Raw genomic sequence first — 20,005 nt, 5'->3', positions numbered from 1 at the left:
GCTCAGGCCGGACCGCCCCGCGACAGCGCTTTCGCATCAAAAGCTTGGCGCCGGAGGCGTGTCAACGCACCCGCTGCCTCAGGGCTCGCGCGCCTTCGGCGGATAGTCGTGGACGGCGCCCTGCGGGTCCGTCACGCGCCAGCCGCTGCCCGCTTGCGCGAGATAGTCCGGTCCCACCGGAACCTTGCCTCGGCCGCCCGGGATGTCGAGGACGTAGAGCGGCTGAGCCAAGCCCGAGAGGCGTCCGCGCAGGGACCGGACGAGGTCGCGGCCGGCGGCGAGATCCGTACGCAGGTGGCCGGTTCCGGGCGCGAGGTCGCCGTGATGCAGGTAGTACGGCTTGATCCGGTTCTCGACGAAGCGCCGCATCAGAAGGGACAGGGTGTCCGGGTCGTCGTTGATCCCGGCGAGCAGCACCGTCTGGCTCACCATCGGGATTCCGGAATCGACGAGCCGCGCCACAGCCGCGCGGGCCGCCGGCGTGAACTCGCGCGGGTGGTTGGCGTGCAGCGCCACGAACACCGCTCCCTCGAAGCGCTTCAGGGCTGCGACGAGCGCGTCTCCGACCATGTCGGGGGCCACCACCGGAACCCGGGTGTGGAAGCGCAGCACCCGCACGTGCGGGATCGCCGCGAGGGACGCCGCGATCTCGGCGAGCCGCCGCGGCGCCAGGGCGAAGGGATCGCCCCCCGTCACGACGACCTCCCAGATCTCGGGCCGCCCGGCGATGTAGGCGAGGGCCCGGGCGAGTTCGGCCTCGCTCAGGGTGCCGAGCCCCTCCGGACCGACCATCTCGCGCCGGAAGCAGAAGCGGCAATAGACCGGGCAGACGTGCAGGGGCTTCAGGAGCACCCGGTCCGGGTAGCGATGGACGAGGCCGGGCAGGGGGCTGTGGACCGCGTCGCCGATCGGATCGGCTGCCTCTTCCGCGCGGGTCTCCAGCTCTTCCGCCCGGGGCAGGAACTGGCGGGCGATCGGGTCCGCCGGGTCGTGCGGATCGATCAGCTCGGCCATGTCGGCCGTGACCGAGACGGCGTAGCGCGCCGCCACCGCCTCCAGGGCCGGCAGGGCGCCGGGAGCCGCGAGCCCGGCACGGACGAGGTCGGCCGGCCGGCGCAGGGAGGCGCTCATCGTGCCGGCCCCGCCACCGGCGTCCAGAGCACATCCTCGATGTGGCGGGCATCGGTCGCCAGCATGACGAGGCGATCGAGGCCGAGGGCGATCCCGCTCGCCTCCGGCATGACCGCCAGGGCGTCGAGGAAATCCTCGTCGATCGGGTAGCTCTCGCCGTAGACGCGGGCCTTCTCGGCCATCTCGAGGGTGAAGCGCCGGCGCTGCTCCTCGGCATCGGTCAGCTCGCCGAAGGCGTTGGCGAGCTCGACGCCGCAGGCATAGAGCTCGAAGCGCTCGGCGACGCGCGAATCGCCGGGGCTCGGCCGCGCCAGGGCCGCCTCGCTGACGGGGTACTCGTACAGGATCGTCGGTCGCCCGAGCCCGAGATGCGGCTCGATCCGCGCGACCAGGACCCGGCTGAACAGGTCGGCCCAGGTATCGTCGTCCGCGACCCTGAGCCCGGCCCCCGAGACGGACGCCGCGAGCGCGTCGCGGTTCGTGGCGCCGTCGTGGTCGATGGTGGCGAGGAGGTCGATCCCGGCTCGCTCGGCGAAGGCCTCGGCGAGGGTCACGCGCTCGAAATCCGCGAACGGATCGGCCATGCGCCCGCGGTGGCGCAGCGTCGGCACGCCGGCCGTCTCGGCGGCGAGCGCCAGGAGGTCGGCGCCGTCGCGCATCAGGGCGGTGTAGTCGACTCCGGCCCGGTACCATTCCAGCATGGTGAATTCCGGATGGTGAAGGGGTCCGCGCTCACGATTGCGATACACGCGGGCGAAGCTGACGAGGCGCGGCTCGCCCGCGGCGAGGAGCTTCTTGCAGGTGAATTCCGGCGAGGTGTGCAGGTAGAGCGGCCGCCGCGATCCGTCCGGCCCCAGGGCCTCGGTGGCGAAGGCCGCGAGATGCGCCTCGTTGCCCGGCGACACCTGCAGCGCGGCGGCCTCGACCTCGACGAAGTCGGCCGCCGCGAAATGCGCGCGGAAGGCCGCGACGATGCGGTTCCGGGCCATCAGGGCCGGCCGGCGGTCGGCATGGCGATGGGGCGCCCACCAGGGGGAAGGGGTGTTCATGCGGCGAGCTTTGCGCTGGGCTTCAGTCCGGGAATCGACGACTCGGGAGTGCCGTCTCGCGGCGCGACTGGCAACGGTGGCGCGGATAGGTTAGTGGCGGGGCCAAGATGTCGCTCCCGCGGAAAGATCCGCGTCGGGGCGCCGAGTCCGTTTTTCTTCAACGAACACAGCAGGACCAGACCCCGTGAAGGTGATCGCCTCTACGCTCCGCAAGGGCAACGTCGTCGACAAGGATGGCAAGCTCTACGTCATCCTGACGGTCGAGAACATCCACCCCGGCAAGGGCACCCCGGTGACCCAGCTCGACATGCGCCGCATCACCGACGGCGTGAAGGTGTCCGAGCGCTACCGCACCACCGAGTCGGTCGAGCGCGCCTTCGTCGAGGACCGGGAGCACACCTTCCTCTACGAGGACGGCGAGGGCTTCCACTTCATGAACCCCGAGAACTACGACCAGGTCGCGATCCCCAAGGACGTCGTCGGCAGCGCCGCGCCGTACCTGCAGGAAGGCATGGCCGTGATGGTCTCCACCCATAACGGCGTGGCGCTCACCCTCGACCTGCCGCAGCGCGTCGTCCTCGAGGTCACCGAGACCGAGCCGGCGATGAAGGGCCAGACGGCCTCCTCCTCCTACAAGCCCGCGATCCTCTCGAACGGCGTGCGCACCGCGGTGCCGCCGCACATCGCCGTCGGCACCCGAGTGGTGATCATGACCGAGGACGGTTCCTACGTGGAGCGCGCCAAGGACTGACGGCGTCTCGGGAACGGGTGCCGGCTCACGGCGCCGGTGCCGTTCCCTCCGCCGCCTCGTAGCAGCCCTGCGACAACCCCTGGGCCCGCCGGCGCTCCTCGGCGGTGAAGCTGCGCGGCGTGTCCGCCCAGAGATGCTCCCGGCGGAACGCGTCCGAGACGCAGGCCGCCGCCCGGGTGCAGGCCTCCGCTTCGCCGCCGGTCGCGACGCAGTTGCGCCGGTAGAGCGCTCGGAATTCGGCCACCCCCGCCTGCGGATGCGGTCCGGTCACGCTGACGACTCCGGTCAGCAGCGCCATCAGCACCGGCTGGTGGATGAGGTAGATCGCCAGGCTGTGGCGCCCCGCCCAGGCCAGGCCCCGGGTCGTCCGCCCGGTGGGCGACCAGTCCGCGAGGCGCGAGCGCCGGAAGGCGGGCAGGCCGTAGAGGGCCGCCGCGACGCCGATGAGCACCAGCCCGAACCAGGGGAACAGCGGCACGTAGTCGTTGGTCTGCGGCGTGCCGCGTCCCAATCCCACGAAGGACAGGACCGGCGCGTCGAGCAGGCCGGCCGAGATCAGGTGCGGAGCGGCCAGCACGAGGGCCGCACCGAGGAGGGCCGCCCAGCCCGGCAGGACCCGCACGAAGGGCAGGGCGAGCACGCTCGACACGGCGATGCAGTGCAGGATGCCGAAGAAGATGTAGCTCGACGGATCGGCCACCAGGGTCGCGATGGTGACGAGGGCCGCCGCACCGGCGATCCGGGCCAGCCGCAGCAGGAACGGGCGGCCCGCGAAGCGCTCGCCGTTCATCAGGACGAGGCCGATTCCGACGAGGATCAGGAAGCTTCCGGCGATGCCGTGCGCGGCGAGCCGGCCCGGCGGCGTCAGGGCGTAGTTCTCGGGGGTCAGCCTCAGGGCACCGAGGTCCCAGGTCGCATGGTAGAGCGCCATCGCCACGAGGGCGAGGCCGCGCGCGGCGTCGAGGGCCGCGTATCGGAACCGTGGCGCGACGGGGGAGGGGGGCGGGCGCTTCATCGCGCAGGCCCTAGCATCGTTCGCGCGTCGTCGCGACGCCGCACCGTTTTCGAAACGAAACCGGCGTCTCCCACGAAGACGCTTAACAAATTTTGGCCGACTTCCGCGAACGCCCAAAAATACTAAAGCTTGGCTTCGACTTGCCCCTCGATCCGATGCGTCCGGCTGTTGCTCGCGAACCGCCCTGCCGAACAATGCGGCATCGAAGCCCGGCCTCGACCGCCAAACAGGCTTCCGCCGAGTCATGACTTTGTTAATCTCTCGTGCGGGTCGCGAGACGTGATTCGGTGTGGGTTGCTTACATGTCTGACGATTTCGGTTCAGGCCCCTTCGGGCAGCGTTCGTCGGGAGAGCAGGACGACAACCGCGCCGTCGAAGGGCAGGGCACCGAGGCCCAGCGGCCGCTCGACCTCACGGAGGTCGCGGGCCGGATCAAGTGGTTCGACGTGGCGAAGGGCTTCGGCTTCATCGTGCCGGACGACGGCTCGGCCGACGTGCTCCTGCACATCACCTGCCTGCGCCGCGACGGGCACCAGAGTGCTAGCGAGGGCGCCCGCGTGGTCGTGGAGGCCACGGAGCGGCCCCGCGGCTGGCAGGCCTTCCGGGTCATCTCCCTCGACCAGTCGACCGCGCTTCATCCCTCCGAGCTTCCGCTGCCCCGCACCCACGTCACCGTGACCCCGACCAGCGGACTCGAAACCGCCGTGGTGAAGTGGTTCAACCGCCTGCGCGGCTTCGGCTTCCTGAGCCGCGGCGACGGGACGCCGGATATCTTCGTTCACATGGAGACGCTCCGCCGCTACGGAATCGCCGAGCTCAAGCCGGGCGAGACCGTTCTCGTCCGCTACGGCGATGGATCCAAGGGCAAGATGGCCGCCGAAGTCCGGCTGCTCGACGGTGCGCTGCCCGCCTCACACTGACGGATGGTCCGGTGGTTACGCGACGTTTGATCGACTGGCGCGATGGATTGCGCGCGCTCCTCGCCCTGGCCCTGTTCGGGCTGATCCTCGGCCGGGCGGCCGCGCAGGACGCGGCCTCCGGGCCGACCGAGCCGCTGAGCATCGTCGGCCGCGAAGGCCGGCACGTCTTTGCCGTCGAGGTGATGCGGACCGATGCGGAGCGCTCCCGCGGCCTGATGTACCGCCGCACGATGGCGCCCGACCATGGCATGCTCTTCGACTTCCAGGCCTCCGCCCCCGTGGCCATGTGGATGAAGAACACCTACCTGCCCCTCGACATGCTGTTCATCCGCGCCGACGGGACCATCGCCAAGATCGCCGCCGACACCGAACCGCTCTCCACCAAGGTGATCCCGTCGAACGAACCCGTCCTCTCGGTCCTGGAGCTCAATGCCGGGACTGCGGCCCGGCTGCGCATCCATGCGGGCGACCGGGTGGAGCACGCCCTCTTCGACCGGAAGGCCCGGTAGGGAATCGCTGCGGCATCCTCGAACACATCGAGAACAAAGGCTTGACGCCCGCCCTCTTTCCCACCACTGTTCCCTCAATGTTCTGATCCATTTCGGGACTGCCACGCGGCGGCACCTAACCTGGCGACGAGGGGACATCATGTTCGACCTGCCTCTGGACGACGCGCGCCCGACGATCCCGGCCCTGTTCGAGAACACCGACTGGCGTGTCGTCGCCGACGGCCTGCAGCATCGCGAGACCGGCTACTTCATCGCCCGGGACGCGATCGCCATGCGGCGGGGCGACCTCTGGGAATGGCCGATGCACCTCGCCGAGAAGAGCTGGTGCACGCCGCGGAGCTTTCGCGAGGCCTTCCTCGCCGCGGTCGCGGCTTTCGGAGTCCCGACGGATTCCGGCCTCTCGCAATCCTTTGCGGTCGCCTTCGGCCTCGTCGCCGGCGCCGGATCGCGCCGGGGTGATACGGGCTTCGTGGCCCTGGGCGATCTCGTCCGGCCGAAATCCGCCGGCCCCGGAGCGATCCGGAAGCGGAATCCTGCCGGCGAGCCCCGCCTCGCAGCCCGGCGCACGAGCCTGATGGCGGATCAGCGGACGGGCGAGGCCGGCCGCCAGCGCGTCGCGCTCTGAGGCTGGCCGCCGCCGCAGAACGCCCTAGCTTCCCTCCTGCGATCCAGAATCGCCTTCCATAGGTCGCACCGGGATCGTCATGTTGAAAACTTCGGATCACCGCCTCGACAGCGCGCCGCTCGACGGCCTCGACGGGCTCCTGACGCCGCCCTTCTCCCGGCGCGGCTTCGTCATGACGAGCCTGATGACGGGCTTGACCCTGGCGACGAGCGCCGTCGAGGCGCAGGTGATCCATACCGATGCCGAGGGCATCGAGGCGGACGAGGTGAAGATCCCCGCCGCGGACGGCCCGATGCCGGGATACCGGGCCATGCCGAAGGGGGCGGGTCCGTTTCCGATCGTCCTCGTCATCGAGGAGATCTTCGGCGTCCACGACTACATCAAGGACATCTGCCGCAGGCTCGCCAAGGCCGGATATTGTGCGGTCGCACCCGAGCTCTACGCCCGACAGGGCGACCTTTCGACCATGACCGATGCCAAGGCCATCATCCGCGACGTCATCTCGAAGACCCCGGATGCCCAGTGGATCGCCGACCTCGATGCCGCTGCGAGCTGGGCCGTCTCGGCCTCGCACGGAGATCCGGCGCGGATGGGGACGATGGGCTGGTGCCGCGGCGGGCGCGGCGTCTGGCTCTACGCCGCCCATCGCAAGGATCTGAAGGCGGGTGTCGCCTGGTACGGCCCGGTCGGCGGCGAGCGCACCGACATCCAGCCCCGCACCGGCACGGACGTGGCGGGCGAGCTCAACGCGCCGCTCCTGTGCCTCTATGGCGGAGCCGATACCGGCATTCCGGTCCGGGACGTGGAGGCGGCGCGGGACAAGGCGAAGGCGGCCGGCAAGGTGGTGGAGCTCGTCGTCTATCCCGATGCACCGCACGGTTTTCATGCGGATTATCGGCCGAGCTACCGTGAAGCGGATGCCAGGGATGGTTGGGCTCGCGCCCTAGCCTTTCTGAAATCACACGGCGTTGGCTAAAAACCTCGCGAAAGCGTGACACCGAAAGCACAACCGGGCCGCTCGGGCCGGCTTCAGCGCTATTGGTCGGTTCCGCCACATTGACAGCTTCGCACCTCCGTGGCGCTAGATTGCACTTGGCCCGCCGTTCTGGCCCGAAGAGCGTACCGGACCCATGAGTGCTGTGATCCCGTCTGACGCACGTCCCGTGATCCTCGTCGTGGAGGACGAGCCAGACGAGCGCTTCCTCGCGGCCGAGCTCCTCGAAGAGACGGGCTTTCGGGTCATCGAGGCCGAGACGGCCGAGCGGGCCCTCGCCATCCTCAACGATCGCGGCGACGAGGTCAGCGTGGTCTTCTCCGACGTGCGGACTCCGGGGCCGATCGGCGGCTTCGAACTCGCCCGCATCATCGGAGTGACGTGGCCGCGTGTCCGGGTCCTGCTCACCTCCGGGGATGCCGGCGACCAGCCCAGCGACCTGCGCGTCTCGGCGACCTTCATTCCCAAGCCCTGGCGCGCCGCCGACATCCTGGCCTGGGTCGAGGAGGCTGCCGGCCGCGCCGACGGAGGCGCCGCGGGACCGGACATCATCGGCACGCCAGCTCGGGGCAATTAGAATTATCATAGATCAATGGAAACATCCGGCCACGAGCCCGTTGACCGGTTTCCCACGATCGAGAGGCCGCCCGATGGCCCGAGAGCCGACGATGAACCTCGCCCAGTCAATCCGTACCCAGCATCCGGATGAATCCTGGTCGTCCCTGACCGGTCTCCCCGAGGATCAGCTACTTGAGACGCTGGGAAGCAACCTGCGCGATGTCTATGATTCGATGGCCGACGCAGTTCAGCCCAGCGACCTGATGCGCCTGGCCGCGATGATCGACGCGCGCCGCGCCCAATCGGATCACTGATCGGCGAATTCCGGACACACAGTGCGGCGGGAATACCGCACTCAGGAGCGCCGGATTACCGTATGGTCCGGCGCAACGTTGATCCGGGCTTCGCGAGGACTGGCCTTCGAAGCTCACGGGCCGCGCTTTCGGGCTTTCCATGCGTTTGAACTTGAGTCTCGGCGTCGCCGCCTTGGGCCTGGCCGTCCTCTTGGCCGCCGGGCCGGCCGCCGCGGCCGCCCCGCCGACCCAGCCGGCCGACGGTCCGGGCGGAGTCGGTGACCGCGCAGCGACCATCGTCAAGCGCGGTCTCGGCAAGGCCGGAGCCGGCAGCTTCGTGTTCTACAAGACCGGGTCGGCACCGGCCGAAGGTCGCCCCGTCGTCGTCTTCCTCCACGCCTGGGGCGCTTCCAATCCGCAGGCCTATGGCGCCTGGATCGATCACCTCGCCCGGACCGGCGCGCTCGTCGTGTTTCCGCGTTTCCAGGACCTCAACCGGACACGTCCGTCCGAGGCGAGCGCGATCGCCGCGCGCATCCTCAAATTCACCTTGTCCGATCTCGGGAGCGATGCCGACGCCAAGCCGGATCTCAAGCGGGTCGCGATGATCGGATACCTCGCCGGTGCCCCCATCGCCGCCAATCTGGCGGCCGACGCGGCGGAGCAGGGCCTGCCCGCGCCGCGCCTCGTCTTCGCGATCATGCCGGGGGGCATCGCCAGCGACGCGCGCTCCCGCGGCATCGTCCTGCACGACCTGGGACGAATCGCCCCCGAAACCCTTGTGATCACCGTCATCGGCGACCGCGACGCCCGCGCCGCCGACCTGGCCGGCAGGCGCCTGCTGCGCGAGGCGAGCGCGGTGCCGACCGAGCGCAAGCTCTTCGTGCGCGCTCTCTCGGACGACCATGGCTTTCCGGCCCTGGCCGCCACGCTGACGTCGCCGGCGGCCGTGGATGCCGCCTACGACGGCTCGGCGATCAAGCTGCCGCCGGAGCCGCCGCGGGATCCCAAGCAGCCGGTGCCGCCCTTCAAGTGGTCGCCCGACATGGCGCTGACCGGCGAGCAGACCACGCTCGTCTCGCAGATCAACAATGCCCGCGCCGACAGCCTGGACTACCTCGCCTACTGGAAGACCTTCGACCTCGCCGCCGCGGCCGCCTTCGCGGGCGCGGACGCCAACAGCCTCAAGGGCAATCCGCGCTTCAGCGACATGGAGCGCTGGGGGGACGGCTGGCCGGTCAAGCGCCTCGTCGTCGAGTCGGTGCGTCCGCCCGCCGCCCAGCCGGCCACACCGGCACCCACCCCCGCCGCCAATTCCACTCGCGCCAAGCCGGCGGCGTCGCGCCGGCCCTGAGAACGGATTCCCGCCGGCGCTCGGACGGGCGCCGGTCGGATGGCGGGTGCCCTCCGCGCCTGTCGCGAGGCTGGCGCAAGCTTTGCGTGGTGGAGTTCGGGTCAACCGGACACGCCGCCATGCCCGAATTCGTCGCCCTGCTCGCCGCCTCGGCCCTGTTCTGCGCCGCCCTCGTCGCGTTGAACGGCCTGACCCGGCTCCTGCTTCAGATGCACGGGTCCATCGGCGATCTCTCGGAAAACGGTTTCGCTCAGTACGGCCTCGCCCTGGCCCTCGCGGCTCTTGCCTGGCGTCGGGCCTCGCGGCGCAAAGCTCTCTGACGCCGGGCTGCCACCGCGTCACCGACAAACCGAGTCAAAGCGCGGTCTCGTCCCCACAGGAAAAGGTGGCGATCCTGTGACGGGCGCAGGAACCGTCCCGCTAACTTGGCGTTATGCTGTCATGAGGTCGCAGCCGATGCTGCACCGTACTTGATGAAGGGTTGAGTCACATGCTCGGATGGGCCGTTACGTTCCTGGTCGTCGCCCTCGTCGCGGCGCTGCTTGGCTTCGGTGGTATCGCCGGCACGGCGATGGAAGCCGCGAAGCTCGTGTTCTTCGTCGCCATCGTGCTGTTCGCCATCTCGGCCGTGATCGGCCTGATGCGCGGCCGCTCGCCGACGCTCTGATACGCGTCGACGCCGGCACGCCGGCAACCTGACACATGAAAAGGGCCGCTCCGACGAGCGGCCCTTTTTCCTTGCCGCTCGCGCGACCCGCCAAGCGGATGCGTGGCGCGGCACGCTCGGCCACCCGGCTCCCGGACGGACGCGTCAGGTCTGCGGGTCGGGATCCGGCGTCGTCGCGTCGAGTTTGGCGATCAGGTCACGAAACCGGTCGGGCACCGGCTGCTGCACGATGGTGTCGTACATGGCCCGGAGATGAAGTCCGATCCGCTTCTGGGTATGATCGCTCAGTCCCTGCCCGGGCACAGCGTCGCCCGTCTTCGGGTCGGCCCCCTCGGGTGAGGAGCCGGGACCCGGTCCGTTATCGTCCATACGTCGGTCCCCTTGGATGTCGACAAGCGACATCGCCGCGATTGTTTTGCGGCTTCACATAGGCCATGGCTGCACCTGCAACGCTGCTGTGAACAATCGGTTCCCGGCCGGCGGAACGGAGCCCTGCATTCCGCGTTGTGGCGGAGGCGCCCGAGAGAACGGCAAAGCCAAGGGGATATAATGTCGACAGCTCAACTCGTCGTTCAGCATCTGCCGTACCTGCGCCGTTACGCGCGGGCGCTGACCGGCAGCCAGGTTGCTGGCGACGCCTACGTCGCGGCCACGCTCGAGACCCTCGTGAACGAGCCCGAGACGCTCGGCCGAAGCTCCAACGTGAAGGCCGACCTGTTCCGCGTCTTTACCCGCATCTGGAACTCGCTCTCGGTGAACGGCCAGAGCGAGCAGGTTCAGCACGACCTGCCGGCGGAGGTCCGCCTCGGCCAGATCACGCCGCTGCCGCGCCAGGCCTTCCTGCTCTCCTGCCTCGAAGGCTTCTCCGAGGAGGACGCGGCGATCATCCTCGACGTCGACGTCAGCCAAGTGCGCGATCTGGTCGACGAGGCCGGCCGCGAGCTCGCGGCCGACATGGCGACCGAGATCCTCATTATCGAGGACGAGCCGCTGATCGCCATGGACCTCGAGGCGCTCGTGGAGGGGCTCGGCCACAACGTGATCGGCGTCGCGCGCACCCGCACCGAGGCGATCAAGATCGCTTCCGGGGGCACGCGCCCGGGTCTGATCCTGGCCGACATCCAGCTGGCGGACGGCAGTTCCGGCCTCGATGCGGTGAACGACCTGCTGAAGACCTTCGAGGTCCCGGTGATCTTCATCACCGCCTATCCCGAGCGCTTCCTCACCGGCGAGCGGCCCGAGCCGGCCTTCCTGATCGCCAAGCCGTTCCAGCCCGCCAACGTCTCGGCCGTGATCAGTCAGGCTCTGTTCTTCCAGCAGAGCGCCCGCCGTCGCGAGGCGAAGTCCGCCTGATTTGGCGACGTCCGGCGCGCGACGCGCGCCGAGTATCGCGGCCTGACAGCCCTGAAACCCCGGTCCGACCACCGGGGTTTTTTCGTGCTGAACTGCCTTCGGTCCCGGTTCGGAGCGCCGGCTCGGAGCGCCGGCCCGCCCTGGAAAACGGGCACAAAAAAACGGGTCGGAGGATGTCCGACCCGTTGGAAGGTTCCGGCCAATGCACAAGGGGAATGCGGGGGAGGACCAGGCGGCCGGGTGCTGGAACAACGACGCGCGGCTGCTCCAGTTCCGAACCTGTGCCGTGCGGACGGAATTTTTATCTTCCCAGATGCATTTTCGCCACGACCCTCATGAGCGGCGGCTCGGAACGCGTGCAATCCAGAGAATGCGACCTAACCCGTTAAGGCTTGGTTTTTCAGTTTACGATGGTTAAGGAACCGTTGTTTCCGAGCTGCGTTGAACCGACAACCTGTCAAGCTCTGCGCGGAGATTACGACGATGTCTCGGTCTCGCTTCTTTCTCAGCGTGAGTGGGCCGGCCGCCGTTCTGACGTTGCTGATCCAGCCGACCGTCCGTCAGGCAGCGGATCAGTGGACCCCGACCACGAAGCCTCCGGCATTGGTCGCCGATCGGATTTCCCCCGAGACCCGTGTCGTTCCGGCCACATCGCGGCCGTTGCACGTCGCCTCCGTTCCGAGCGTCGCACCGCGGTCCGAATCAACCGCACCCGAGATGGGACGGACCGCCAGTGAGAAGGACATGCCCCGTCTCCGCAAGCCTCTGCAGGAAGGATGCGAGCGGTCGATCAGTTCACTGGCTGGGCCGGAAGCCCGTCGCATGGTTCCGGGCCGTTGCATGACCTGACAGAGCCCACTCGAAAATCGTTTGCAACGAAAACGCCCCGTCCTGAAGGAACGGGGCGTTTTCGTTGGCGCGTCGTCGGACGAAGAATGGCGCGTGGCCCTGAAGGCCACGCGCCGGAGTAGTTCTTACTCGTCGCCGGGGCGGCCCGAGCCGCTCGACTGTCCGCCCTTGCGGCCGGCATTCGAGGCGAGTTCGCGGTCCTGCGAGAAGGAGCGCTTCTCCGCGGGCACGCTGCGCCCGCCCTTGCTCGCGATCTCCCGCTGCCGTTCGAGGTCCATCGACGCGAAACCTCGCTTCGAGGTGGAATTTCCTGATGCCATCAGCGCCTCCTCAGCTTTGCGTTCACTGCCAAGACAACCTTTGCCAATATCGATGGTTCCTCATCTGATCGTTGGACGAGCAGTCGCGGCCGCCACGATTGGCGATTAATCCAAGCTTAACCGTTAGATCTCCCGCTGATCTGGACCGTTCGGCCGTGATCCCTCGCGCCGATCTGGCGGCGCGGGCGGAGCGCGACGGGGCGGGGTCTGGACAAAGCCGCTGCGACCCGCATTGGATGCACCAAGATCGTGCCGTGCCCGGAGGGACGTCGCGCCACGGGAGCCCGACCCATGACCCTCGAGACCGAGGTTTCGTCCCTTCGCCAGGTGCCGCTGTTTCGCGGCGTCGAACCGTCGCGCCTGAAGCTCCTCGCCTTCACCAGCGAGCGCGTGCATTTCGAATCCGGCCAGCAGCTCTTCGCCCGCGGTGACGCGGCCGACGCCGCCTACCTGCTCCTCGAAGGCTCGGCGGAGGTCTCCATCGACAGTCCCCAGGGGCCGTTCCGCCTCGCCCTCCTCGGGGCGAACGCCCTCGTCGGCGAGATGGGTATCCTCGCCGACCAGCCGCGCTCGGCGACGGTCGCCGCCGTGGATCCCACGACGGCCCTTCGGATCGACCGCACCGTGTTCCTCGAATTGCTGGGGCAGTTCCCGCCCATCGCCATCGCGGTCATGCGCGAACTGGCGCTGCGCCTGGAGCAGACCAATCAGCAGCTCGCCCAGAGCCAGGGCTGAGGGCGAACGGCGACTCGCGCGTCGCTCAGGGCTGCGGATAGGTGATGAACTCCATCAGCGAGCCGTCGGGATCGCGGAAATAGATGCTCAGGCCGGCCCCGGCCGCCCCGTGGCGCGCGACGGGACCGAGCTCCACGGCCACGCCCTGCGATGCGAGATGGTCGGCGGCCTGCTCGATCGTCCCCGACCAGCGGAAGCAGAGATCGCTGTTGCCCGGCATCACCGGATGCCGGGCCAGGGGCATCGCGTCCACGCCCGGCCCATGCACGTTCAGCTGAACGCCGCCGAAGCGGTAGGCGAAGGCCGCGCCGCGCGGGATGATCTCGGCGCCCATCACGTCGCGGTAGAAGGCGTTCGAGCGTTCCCAATCGGTGACGTGGATGACGCAATGGTCGAGATGGACGGCCGGGGCGAGGTCCGCCAGGGCGGTCCCGGCATCGATCTCGGCAAGCACCTGCGTCTCCACCATCGTCGCCTGCGCTCCGGCGCCGTCATCGGCCCGGGCCGATCATGGAACCCCGGCCAGCGCGATGCAATGCGCGCCGCAGGGACCGGGTCCGGCCGCTGCCATCGGTCGCTCCCAAGGCCTGTCGGCAGGGGCCTTGCCCGATACGCAACATCCTACCTGCGGCGGGAATGACACAACGTCCGCGGCCGGGGAGCGCTAGTCAGGGACGAAGCCGTCGTCAGACGCATCGAAACGTGGAGCTGTCCATGCCGTCCCGCCGCCTCGCCCTCGGCCTGATCCTGATCGCACCCCTCGCGGCCTGCCAGTCGCGCGGCCCCGTGAACCTGGCCCAGGACGACGAGGCCGCCTGGTACACCGGCACGATGCCGGACAAGCCCTACGACGTGCCGCTGGTCGACAAGTCGCGCCTCGATCCGAAGTATCGCCGGCAGGTGGTGCGCTACACCGGCCCGGAGAAGCCGGGCACGATCGTGGTGGACATCGACAACCGGCAGCTCGCCCTGGTGCAGGAGGACGGGACGGCCGTGCAGTACGGCGTCGGCGTCGGCAAGCTCGGCTTCTCGTGGAAGGGCCAGGCCCGGGTCGGACGCAAGGGCGTCTGGCCGGACTGGAGCCCGACGACCACCATGGTCTCCCTGAACCCGGACCTGCCACGCACCCGCAAGGGCGGCGTCGACAACCCCCTCGGCGCCCGCGCCCTCTACCTCTACCAGGGCAACCGCGACATCCTGTTCCGCATCCACGGCACCAACGAGCCCTGGAGCATCGGTGAGCAGATGTCCTCGGGCTGCGTGCGCATGCTCAACGAGGACATCGTCGATCTCTACGAGCGCGTCCCCGTGGGCACGCAGGTCCTGGTCAAGCGCAACGGGAAGTACCGCGTCTGAGCCGCCTCGCGGCTCACACAAGTCCTGAAGCCGTGCCGGAGCGCGCCCCATGACCATCACGATCTCCAGCCTTCAGCCCGTCATCGCATTGGCCGCCGGCGTGCTGATCCTCATCGTCCCGCGCCTGCTGAACTTCATCGTGGCGATCTACCTCATCCTGGTGGGCCTGATCGGCCTCGGCGTGTTCCGCGCGCTCGGCTGATCGGGCAACGGCTCCGTTACAGCCGACCCGAAGCGTCACGCTGTCCCGGCCTGGAGAAGACGTTCATCTTGCGTTGCAGCAGAAGATGGTCCAACCCGCCGTGTTAGGCATGGGGCAGTGTTCACTCCTGCAAGCGGACGGATACAGATGGGCAAGTGGGTCTACTCCTTCGGTGACGGCAAGGCCGAGGGCCAGTCGTCCATGCGCAACCTCCTGGGCGGGAAGGGCGCGAACCTCGCCGAGATGTCGAATCTCGGTCTGCCGGTCCCCCCCGGTTTCACCATCACGACCGAAGTCTGCACCTACTATTACGATCACGGACAGCAGTATCCGGACGAGCTGAAGGCCCAGGTCAAGGCCGCCCTCGACGCGGTCGGCGCGCTCACCGGGCGCGGCTTCGGCGACCCCGAGAACCCGCTCCTCGTCTCGGTCCGCTCGGGCGCCCGCGCCTCCATGCCGGGCATGATGGACACCGTGCTCAACCTCGGGCTCAACGACCTCACCGTCGAGGCGCTCGCCCAGGGCGCGGGCGACCCGCGCTTCGCCTACGATTCCTACCGCCGCTTCATCACCATGTACTCGAACGTCGTCCTCGGCGTGGAGCACCACGCCTTCGAGGAGGCGCTGGAGCACTACAAGGAAGGCAAGGGCGTCAGCCTCGACACGGAACTTGGGGCCGAGGACTGGAAGCACCTCGTCGGCAAGTACAAGTCCATCGTGAAGGCCGAGCACGGATCGGACTTCCCGCAGGCGCCGGAGGACCAGCTCTGGGGCGCCATCGGCGCGGTGTTCGATTCCTGGATGATCCCGCGCGCCAAGAAGTACCGCGAGCTCAACAGCATCCCGGAGAGCTGGGGCACGGCCGTCAACGTCCAGGCCATGGTGTTCGGCAACATGGGCGACACCTCGGCCACTGGCGTCGCCTTCACCCGCAACCCGTCCACCGGCGAGCGCGCCCTCTACGGCGAGTTCCTGATCAACGCGCAGGGCGAGGACGTGGTGGCGGGCATCCGCACCCCGCAGGACATCACCGAGAAGGCCCGCATCGAGGCCAAGTCCGACCGCCCCTCGATGGAGCTGGCCATGCCGGATTCCTACGCCGAGCTGGTGCGGATCTACGGTCTCCTCGAGACCCACTACCGCGACATGCAGGACATGGAATTCACCATCGAGAGCGGGAAGCTCTGGATGCTCCAGACCCGCAACGGCAAGCGCACCGCCAAGGCGGCCCTGCGGATCGCCGTCGACCTCGCGGCGGAAGGCCTGATCACCGAGGAGGAGGCCATCGGCCGCGTCGAGCCCGCCGCGCTCGACCAGCTCCTGCACCCGACCATCGACCCGAAGGCCGAGCGCAAGGTGATCGCCTCCGGCCTGCCGGCCTCGCCGGGCGCCGCTACCGGCGAGATCGTGTTCAATTCCGAGGATGCCGAGGCCGCCCGCAAGGCCGAGCGCAAATGTATCCTCGTGCGCGTGGAGACCTCGCCCGAGGACATCCACGGCATGCACGCCTCCGAGGGCATCCTCACCACCCGCGGCGGCATGACCAGCCACGCGGCGGTGGTGGCCCGCGGCATGGGCAAGCCCTGCGTCTCCGGCGTCGGCTCGATCCGCGTCGACTACAAGGCCGGCACCCTCTCGGTGGCCGGAACCGTCCTGAAGGCGGGCGACAAGATCACCATCGACGGCTCGACGGGGCAGGTCCTCCTGGGCGAGGTGGCCATGCTGGAGCCGTCCCTGTCCGGCGAGTTCGCCACCCTGATGGGCTGGGCCGACAAGGTGCGCACCATGAAGGTCCGCACCAACGCCGACACCCCGACCGATGCGCGCGCCGCCCGCAACTTCGGCGCCGAGGGCATCGGCCTCTGCCGCACCGAGCACATGTTCTTCGAGGGTGACCGCATCGTCGCCGTGCGCGAGATGATCCTCGCCGACGACGTCGAGGGCCGCCGCGCGGCGCTGGCCAAGATCCTGCCCTACCAGCGCCAGGACTTCGTCGAGCTGTTCACGATCATGTCGGGCCTGCCCGTCACGATCCGCCTGCTCGATCCGCCGCTGCACGAGTTCCTGCCGCACACCGACGCGGAGGTGCGGGACGTCGCCACCAGCATGGGGGTGTCGGAGGACAAGCTGCGCCGCCGGATGACGGAGCTGCACGAGTTCAACCCGATGCTGGGCTTCCGCGGCTGCCGCCTCGCCATCGCGTTCCCCGAGATCGCCGAGATGCAGGCCCGCGCGATCTTCGAGGCCGCCGTCCAGGCCGCCAAGGAGACCGGCGCTCCGGTGACGTCCGAGGTCATGGTGCCGCTGGTCTTCACGAAGATGGAGTTCGACATCGTCAAGGCGCGCATCGACGCCATGGCGAAGGCCGTCGCTGCCGAAACAGGCGGCACGCTTGATTACCAAGTGGGCACGATGATCGAGCTGCCCCGGGCCGCGCTCCGGGCCGGCGACATCGCCGAGACGGCGGAGTTCTTCTCCTTCGGCACCAACGACCTGACCCAGACCGCCCTCGGCATCTCGCGCGACGACGCCGCGACCTTCCTCGGCGCCTATACCCAGAAGGGCATCCTCTCGGCGGATCCCTTCATCTCGATCGATCAGGAGGGCGTGGGCGAGCTGGTGCGGATCGGCGTGGAGCGCGGCCGCGCGGTGCGGCCGAACATCAAGCTCGGCATCTGCGGCGAGCATGGCGGCGATCCGGCCTCGGTGGCCTTCTGCCAGGAGGTCGGCCTCGACTACGTGTCGTGCTCGCCCTACCGGGTGCCGATCGCCCGCCTCGCGGCGGCCCAGGCGGCGCTGGCCGCGAAGGGCGCGAAGTAGGCGCTCCACGACCTGCTCTCGCCCCGTCCGGAGGTGGCTCCGCGCCGCCCCCGGACGGGCATGAAACGAACCGTTCAACAAATTGTCGAAAACGCGGCGAACCGATTCCGCGCGGGCACGTTCAGTGCTAGTGCCAGTCCGTTGCGCGCAGGCAACCCTGCTCACAAGGGCGGCAGCCACCGCGTGGGATCGCCGGCATGAACGATACCAGCCCACCTCCTCTGTTCCTCAACGAAAATCCCGTCGCGGTGCCGCTGCCCCGTGCGATGCAGCAGGCCTATCTCTGGGTCGTGGCCGCCATCGGCGGCCTCGCCACCGTGGCGCTGTTCGTCTTTGCCGTGGCGACGCAGAGCGGAGCCGATGCCGAGCGCATCGCCGGCGCGCAGGAGAGCGGTCGCTCCGGTCTGGCCACGCTGGTCGGCAACCTTGCGGCGCTGCACGGACGCCCCGGCGCCCTCTGACGGCGGCGCTTAACCGCTCCGCAACCATACCGCACGATAGTTGAACGCAACGGTCGCCCCGCCCCTCTCGTGGGGCCGGCGACCTGAGCGTTTGGCATCCTGGTGCGAGTCGGTGGCGTGGGTACGAAACGGTTACGACGCGCGTCGCATCTGCGCTGGCTCAGCGCCGCGATGACCCCCTGGGCGGCCGGCATCGGGCTGCTCGTCTCCTTCACCGCCACCGCCGGCACGGACATGGCGCCGGGTGCCGCCGGATGGGCCGCCGGGCAGGGCCGTCTCCTGGCGACGGCCTCCCCGGGCGCGCGTCTCGCCGGGACGGAGACCCGCTCGCACGCGCCGCATCGGGTCTACGCCCGCGGTGACGCCGACGGCATCGCCGTCCCCGAGGGCCGGGGCGAGGCCCTCCTGGTCAGGGCCAGCCTCGCGGATCCAGCGAGCGGATTGCTGGCGGCCGGCTCGGCCACGTGGAATCCCGATCTCGACGCCGGCTTCGTGCCGGCACCCGATCTCGGTCTCGACCCCGGTGGGGAGAGCGAAGGCTCGGTGGTCGTCGTGGAAGACGGGGCGACGCCCGCCATCCCCCGCGCCGAAGCCCTGTCCTCGACCACGCCCGCCCCGGCCGACGCGACGCCGATCGAGATCGCCGCCGCGAGCCTCGCCTTCCCGGGCCTGTCGCCGCGCGGAACCCAGGCGGATGGGGCCACGCCGGGCGCCGCCACGCTGCCGGATGTCGCCCGCCACCGCTACGCCGACCTGATCGGCCCGGATGCCATGGACCGCGAGCAGCGCTGCCTCGCCGAGGCGGTGTACTTCGAGGCCCGCAGCGAATCCGAGGAGGGACAGGCCGCCGTGGCCCAGGTCGTCCTCAACCGGGTGAAGAGCGGCCTCTATCCCGGCAATGTCTGCGGCGTCGTCTACCAGAACCGGCACCGCTACATGGGCTGCCAATTCTCCTTCGCCTGCGAGGGCAAGTCCCTGCGGGTCGCGGATGGGCCGTCCTGGCAGACCGCCACCCGCATCGCGAGTGCGGTGATCGAGGGACGCACCTACCTGAGCGAGGTCGGCGGGGCGACGCACTACCATGCGGACTACGTGAAACCCGGCTGGTCGCGCCGGCTGAAGAAGATGGATGTCATCGGCCGGCACATCTTCTACCAGCTCAAGCGTGGGCAGACCTGACTTTCGCGACAGTTCCGCGGGTTTTTACCTACGCAGTGAAACTTCTAAGTAGTCCTAAGCTTGGGTTAATTTTACCTTGAGTCTCGATACAGCTTGATCGAGCGGCAACTTGGCCGCCTCTGGAACGTCGAGATGCGCGCGGGCTTCGCGCGCCATCCCGTCCTGTACAGCGTCTCGATCCGAGGAACCCGCCATGACCACGCCGGTCGCAGCCCGTATCAGTCTCGCCGCCATCGCCGGCGCCGTCCTCACCTTCTCCTCGGCCCAGTTCTCCTCGGCCCAAGCCGGCGGCTGCGGCGGCGCCGAGTGCTACCGCCACGTGAACACCCCCCCGGTCTACGGCGCCGTGTCGGAACGCGTCCTCGTCCGTCCGGCCGAGACCGTCTACCGCACGGTTCCCCCCGTCTACGAGACCGTCTCGGAGCGGGTGCTCGTGGCGCCGGGCGGCCGGGTCTGGCAGACACGCCGCGACGCCTATGGCGAGCTGATCGGCTGCTGGGTCGACGTGCCGCCGCAATACGCCGTCCGCCGCCGCCGCGTCCTGGTCCAGCCGGCGCAGGCGATCCCCGAGACGATCCCGGCGGAATATGCCAGCGTCCGCCGCCGCGTCCTCGTCCAGCCCGCCCGGTCGGGCTGGGTCCCGGCGAATTACGGCCAGGGCGGCTACCCGGGCGCCTTCGGTCCCAGCCTCGCCGTCGGCTCGCTCCCGGATGCCTTCGGCATCACCGGCGCCAGCTCGGCCGATGTCGGCGTCGGCCTCGGCTTCTCGTCGGGCAGCATCTACGACGGCTACTGAGCCGTCGGCCGCAATCGATCACGCGCCTCGGACGCCACCGCGCTCGGGGCCGCTTGATTCGGACCGCC

At 69.2% G+C, this 20,005-nt stretch carries 24 protein-coding genes; 18 read left to right on the top strand and 6 right to left on the bottom strand.

Translation table 11 applies throughout. The features are described from left to right. Positions 1 to 78: 78 nt before the first annotated feature. Together AC0IWM_RS06860 and epmA are read right to left on the bottom strand one after the other, a co-directional pair. On the bottom strand, positions 79 to 1,131 hold the full coding sequence (locus tag AC0IWM_RS06860) for a lysine-2,3-aminomutase-like protein (protein WP_471753704.1): 1,053 nt from the start codon (positions 1,129 to 1,131) through the stop codon (positions 79 to 81). Then, positions 1,128 to 2,180, bottom strand: a complete 1,053-nt coding sequence (epmA, locus tag AC0IWM_RS06855; protein ID WP_471753702.1) for an EF-P lysine aminoacylase EpmA — start codon at positions 2,178 to 2,180, stop codon at positions 1,128 to 1,130. The genes AC0IWM_RS06860 and epmA overlap by 4 nt, the downstream gene beginning before the upstream one ends. Positions 2,181 to 2,364: 184 nt before the next feature. Here epmA and efp point away from each other — a divergent pair, with 184 nt between their 5' ends. Next, a complete protein-coding gene (gene efp / locus AC0IWM_RS06850; protein ID WP_055953091.1) occupies positions 2,365 to 2,931 on the top strand; it encodes an elongation factor P in 567 nt (188 codons plus the stop codon). Between the two features lie 25 nt (positions 2,932 to 2,956). Here the strand turns inward: efp and AC0IWM_RS06845 are convergent, their stop codons facing one another. Beyond that, a complete protein-coding gene (locus AC0IWM_RS06845) occupies positions 2,957 to 3,946 on the bottom strand; it encodes an acetyltransferase domain-containing protein (protein WP_471753700.1) in 990 nt (329 codons plus the stop codon). A 302-nt stretch (positions 3,947 to 4,248) separates the two neighbouring features. On the opposite strand from AC0IWM_RS06845, the gene AC0IWM_RS06840 reads away from it, so the two are divergent. The 9 genes from AC0IWM_RS06840 (at position 4,249) to AC0IWM_RS06800 (ending at position 9,866) form a co-directional block, all read left to right on the top strand. Next, positions 4,249 to 4,866, top strand: a complete 618-nt coding sequence (locus tag AC0IWM_RS06840) for a cold-shock protein (RefSeq protein ID WP_471753698.1) — start codon at positions 4,249 to 4,251, stop codon at positions 4,864 to 4,866. An 11-nt stretch (positions 4,867 to 4,877) separates the two neighbouring features. Continuing rightward, positions 4,878 to 5,375 (top strand): DUF192 domain-containing protein, encoded by a 498-nt coding sequence (locus AC0IWM_RS06835; protein ID WP_471753696.1) that lies wholly within the window; start codon positions 4,878 to 4,880, stop codon positions 5,373 to 5,375. Positions 5,376 to 5,514: 139 nt separating this feature from the next. Then, the gene (locus AC0IWM_RS06830) at positions 5,515 to 6,000 is read left to right on the top strand and encodes a hypothetical protein (RefSeq protein WP_471753694.1); all 486 of its coding nucleotides are present in this window, start codon (positions 5,515 to 5,517) and stop codon (positions 5,998 to 6,000) included. A 79-nt stretch (positions 6,001 to 6,079) separates the two neighbouring features. Beyond that, positions 6,080 to 6,976, top strand: coding sequence for a dienelactone hydrolase family protein (locus tag AC0IWM_RS06825; protein WP_471753692.1), 897 nt, complete (start codon positions 6,080 to 6,082; stop codon positions 6,974 to 6,976). 154 nt (positions 6,977 to 7,130) lie between these two features. After that, on the top strand, positions 7,131 to 7,571 hold the full coding sequence (locus AC0IWM_RS06820) for a response regulator (RefSeq protein ID WP_471753690.1): 441 nt from the start codon (positions 7,131 to 7,133) through the stop codon (positions 7,569 to 7,571). A 91-nt stretch (positions 7,572 to 7,662) separates the two neighbouring features. Then, positions 7,663 to 7,866: a hypothetical protein gene (locus AC0IWM_RS06815; protein ID WP_471753688.1), complete on the top strand. Its 204-nt coding sequence runs from the start codon at positions 7,663 to 7,665 to the stop codon at positions 7,864 to 7,866. A 139-nt stretch (positions 7,867 to 8,005) separates the two neighbouring features. Further along, positions 8,006 to 9,199 carry an alpha/beta hydrolase gene (locus AC0IWM_RS06810; RefSeq protein ID WP_471753686.1) on the top strand — a complete coding sequence of 398 codons (1,194 nt, stop codon included), beginning with the start codon at positions 8,006 to 8,008 and terminating at the stop codon, positions 9,197 to 9,199. Positions 9,200 to 9,318: 119 nt separating this feature from the next. Then, positions 9,319 to 9,519, top strand: coding sequence for a hypothetical protein (locus AC0IWM_RS06805; RefSeq protein WP_471753684.1), 201 nt, complete (start codon positions 9,319 to 9,321; stop codon positions 9,517 to 9,519). A gap of 170 nt (positions 9,520 to 9,689) precedes the next feature. After that, positions 9,690 to 9,866 carry a DUF1328 domain-containing protein gene (locus AC0IWM_RS06800; protein WP_003599466.1) on the top strand — a complete coding sequence of 59 codons (177 nt, stop codon included), beginning with the start codon at positions 9,690 to 9,692 and terminating at the stop codon, positions 9,864 to 9,866. A 144-nt stretch (positions 9,867 to 10,010) separates the two neighbouring features. Here the strand turns inward: AC0IWM_RS06800 and AC0IWM_RS06795 are convergent, their stop codons facing one another. Then, positions 10,011 to 10,235: a NepR family anti-sigma factor gene (locus AC0IWM_RS06795; protein ID WP_471753682.1), complete on the bottom strand. Its 225-nt coding sequence runs from the start codon at positions 10,233 to 10,235 to the stop codon at positions 10,011 to 10,013. A 180-nt stretch (positions 10,236 to 10,415) separates the two neighbouring features. On the opposite strand from AC0IWM_RS06795, the gene AC0IWM_RS06790 reads away from it, so the two are divergent. Continuing rightward, positions 10,416 to 11,219, top strand: a complete 804-nt coding sequence (locus AC0IWM_RS06790) for a response regulator (protein WP_055953119.1) — start codon at positions 10,416 to 10,418, stop codon at positions 11,217 to 11,219. Positions 11,220 to 12,193: 974 nt separating this feature from the next. Here the strand turns inward: AC0IWM_RS06790 and AC0IWM_RS06785 are convergent. Beyond that, positions 12,194 to 12,388: a con-10 family general stress protein gene (locus tag AC0IWM_RS06785; RefSeq protein ID WP_055953126.1), complete on the bottom strand. Its 195-nt coding sequence runs from the start codon at positions 12,386 to 12,388 to the stop codon at positions 12,194 to 12,196. A 291-nt stretch (positions 12,389 to 12,679) separates the two neighbouring features. Here AC0IWM_RS06785 and AC0IWM_RS06780 point away from each other — a divergent pair, with 291 nt between their 5' ends. Then, a complete protein-coding gene (locus AC0IWM_RS06780; protein ID WP_056474661.1) occupies positions 12,680 to 13,123 on the top strand; it encodes a cyclic nucleotide-binding domain-containing protein in 444 nt (147 codons plus the stop codon). A 25-nt stretch (positions 13,124 to 13,148) separates the two neighbouring features. On the opposite strand, the gene AC0IWM_RS06775 is transcribed toward AC0IWM_RS06780, so the two are convergent. After that, positions 13,149 to 13,592, bottom strand: coding sequence for a VOC family protein (locus tag AC0IWM_RS06775; protein WP_471753680.1), 444 nt, complete (start codon positions 13,590 to 13,592; stop codon positions 13,149 to 13,151). A 245-nt stretch (positions 13,593 to 13,837) separates the two neighbouring features. Here AC0IWM_RS06775 and AC0IWM_RS06770 point away from each other — a divergent pair, with 245 nt between their 5' ends. The 6 genes from AC0IWM_RS06770 to AC0IWM_RS06745 all read left to right on the top strand — a co-directional run bounded on the left by AC0IWM_RS06770 (position 13,838) and on the right by AC0IWM_RS06745 (position 19,937). Continuing rightward, a complete protein-coding gene (locus AC0IWM_RS06770) occupies positions 13,838 to 14,479 on the top strand; it encodes a L,D-transpeptidase (protein WP_471753678.1) in 642 nt (213 codons plus the stop codon). Between the two features lie 49 nt (positions 14,480 to 14,528). Beyond that, positions 14,529 to 14,681, top strand: a complete 153-nt coding sequence (locus tag AC0IWM_RS06765) for a DUF3096 domain-containing protein (protein ID WP_082487738.1) — start codon at positions 14,529 to 14,531, stop codon at positions 14,679 to 14,681. 147 nt (positions 14,682 to 14,828) lie between these two features. Then, positions 14,829 to 17,501, top strand: coding sequence for a pyruvate, phosphate dikinase (gene ppdK / locus AC0IWM_RS06760; RefSeq protein WP_471753676.1), 2,673 nt, complete (start codon positions 14,829 to 14,831; stop codon positions 17,499 to 17,501). Positions 17,502 to 17,698: 197 nt separating this feature from the next. Then, positions 17,699 to 17,962 carry a hypothetical protein gene (locus AC0IWM_RS06755; protein ID WP_471753674.1) on the top strand — a complete coding sequence of 88 codons (264 nt, stop codon included), beginning with the start codon at positions 17,699 to 17,701 and terminating at the stop codon, positions 17,960 to 17,962. Positions 17,963 to 18,133: 171 nt separating this feature from the next. Beyond that, a complete protein-coding gene (locus AC0IWM_RS06750) occupies positions 18,134 to 19,141 on the top strand; it encodes a cell wall hydrolase (protein ID WP_471753672.1) in 1,008 nt (335 codons plus the stop codon). A gap of 193 nt (positions 19,142 to 19,334) precedes the next feature. After that, positions 19,335 to 19,937, top strand: coding sequence for a hypothetical protein (locus tag AC0IWM_RS06745; RefSeq protein ID WP_447675546.1), 603 nt, complete (start codon positions 19,335 to 19,337; stop codon positions 19,935 to 19,937). The last annotated feature ends 68 nt before the right edge of the window (positions 19,938 to 20,005 follow it).

This window comes from Methylobacterium sp. AC433 (assembly GCF_979253015.1).
This window is presented reverse-complemented; position numbering and strand designations above follow the sequence as displayed.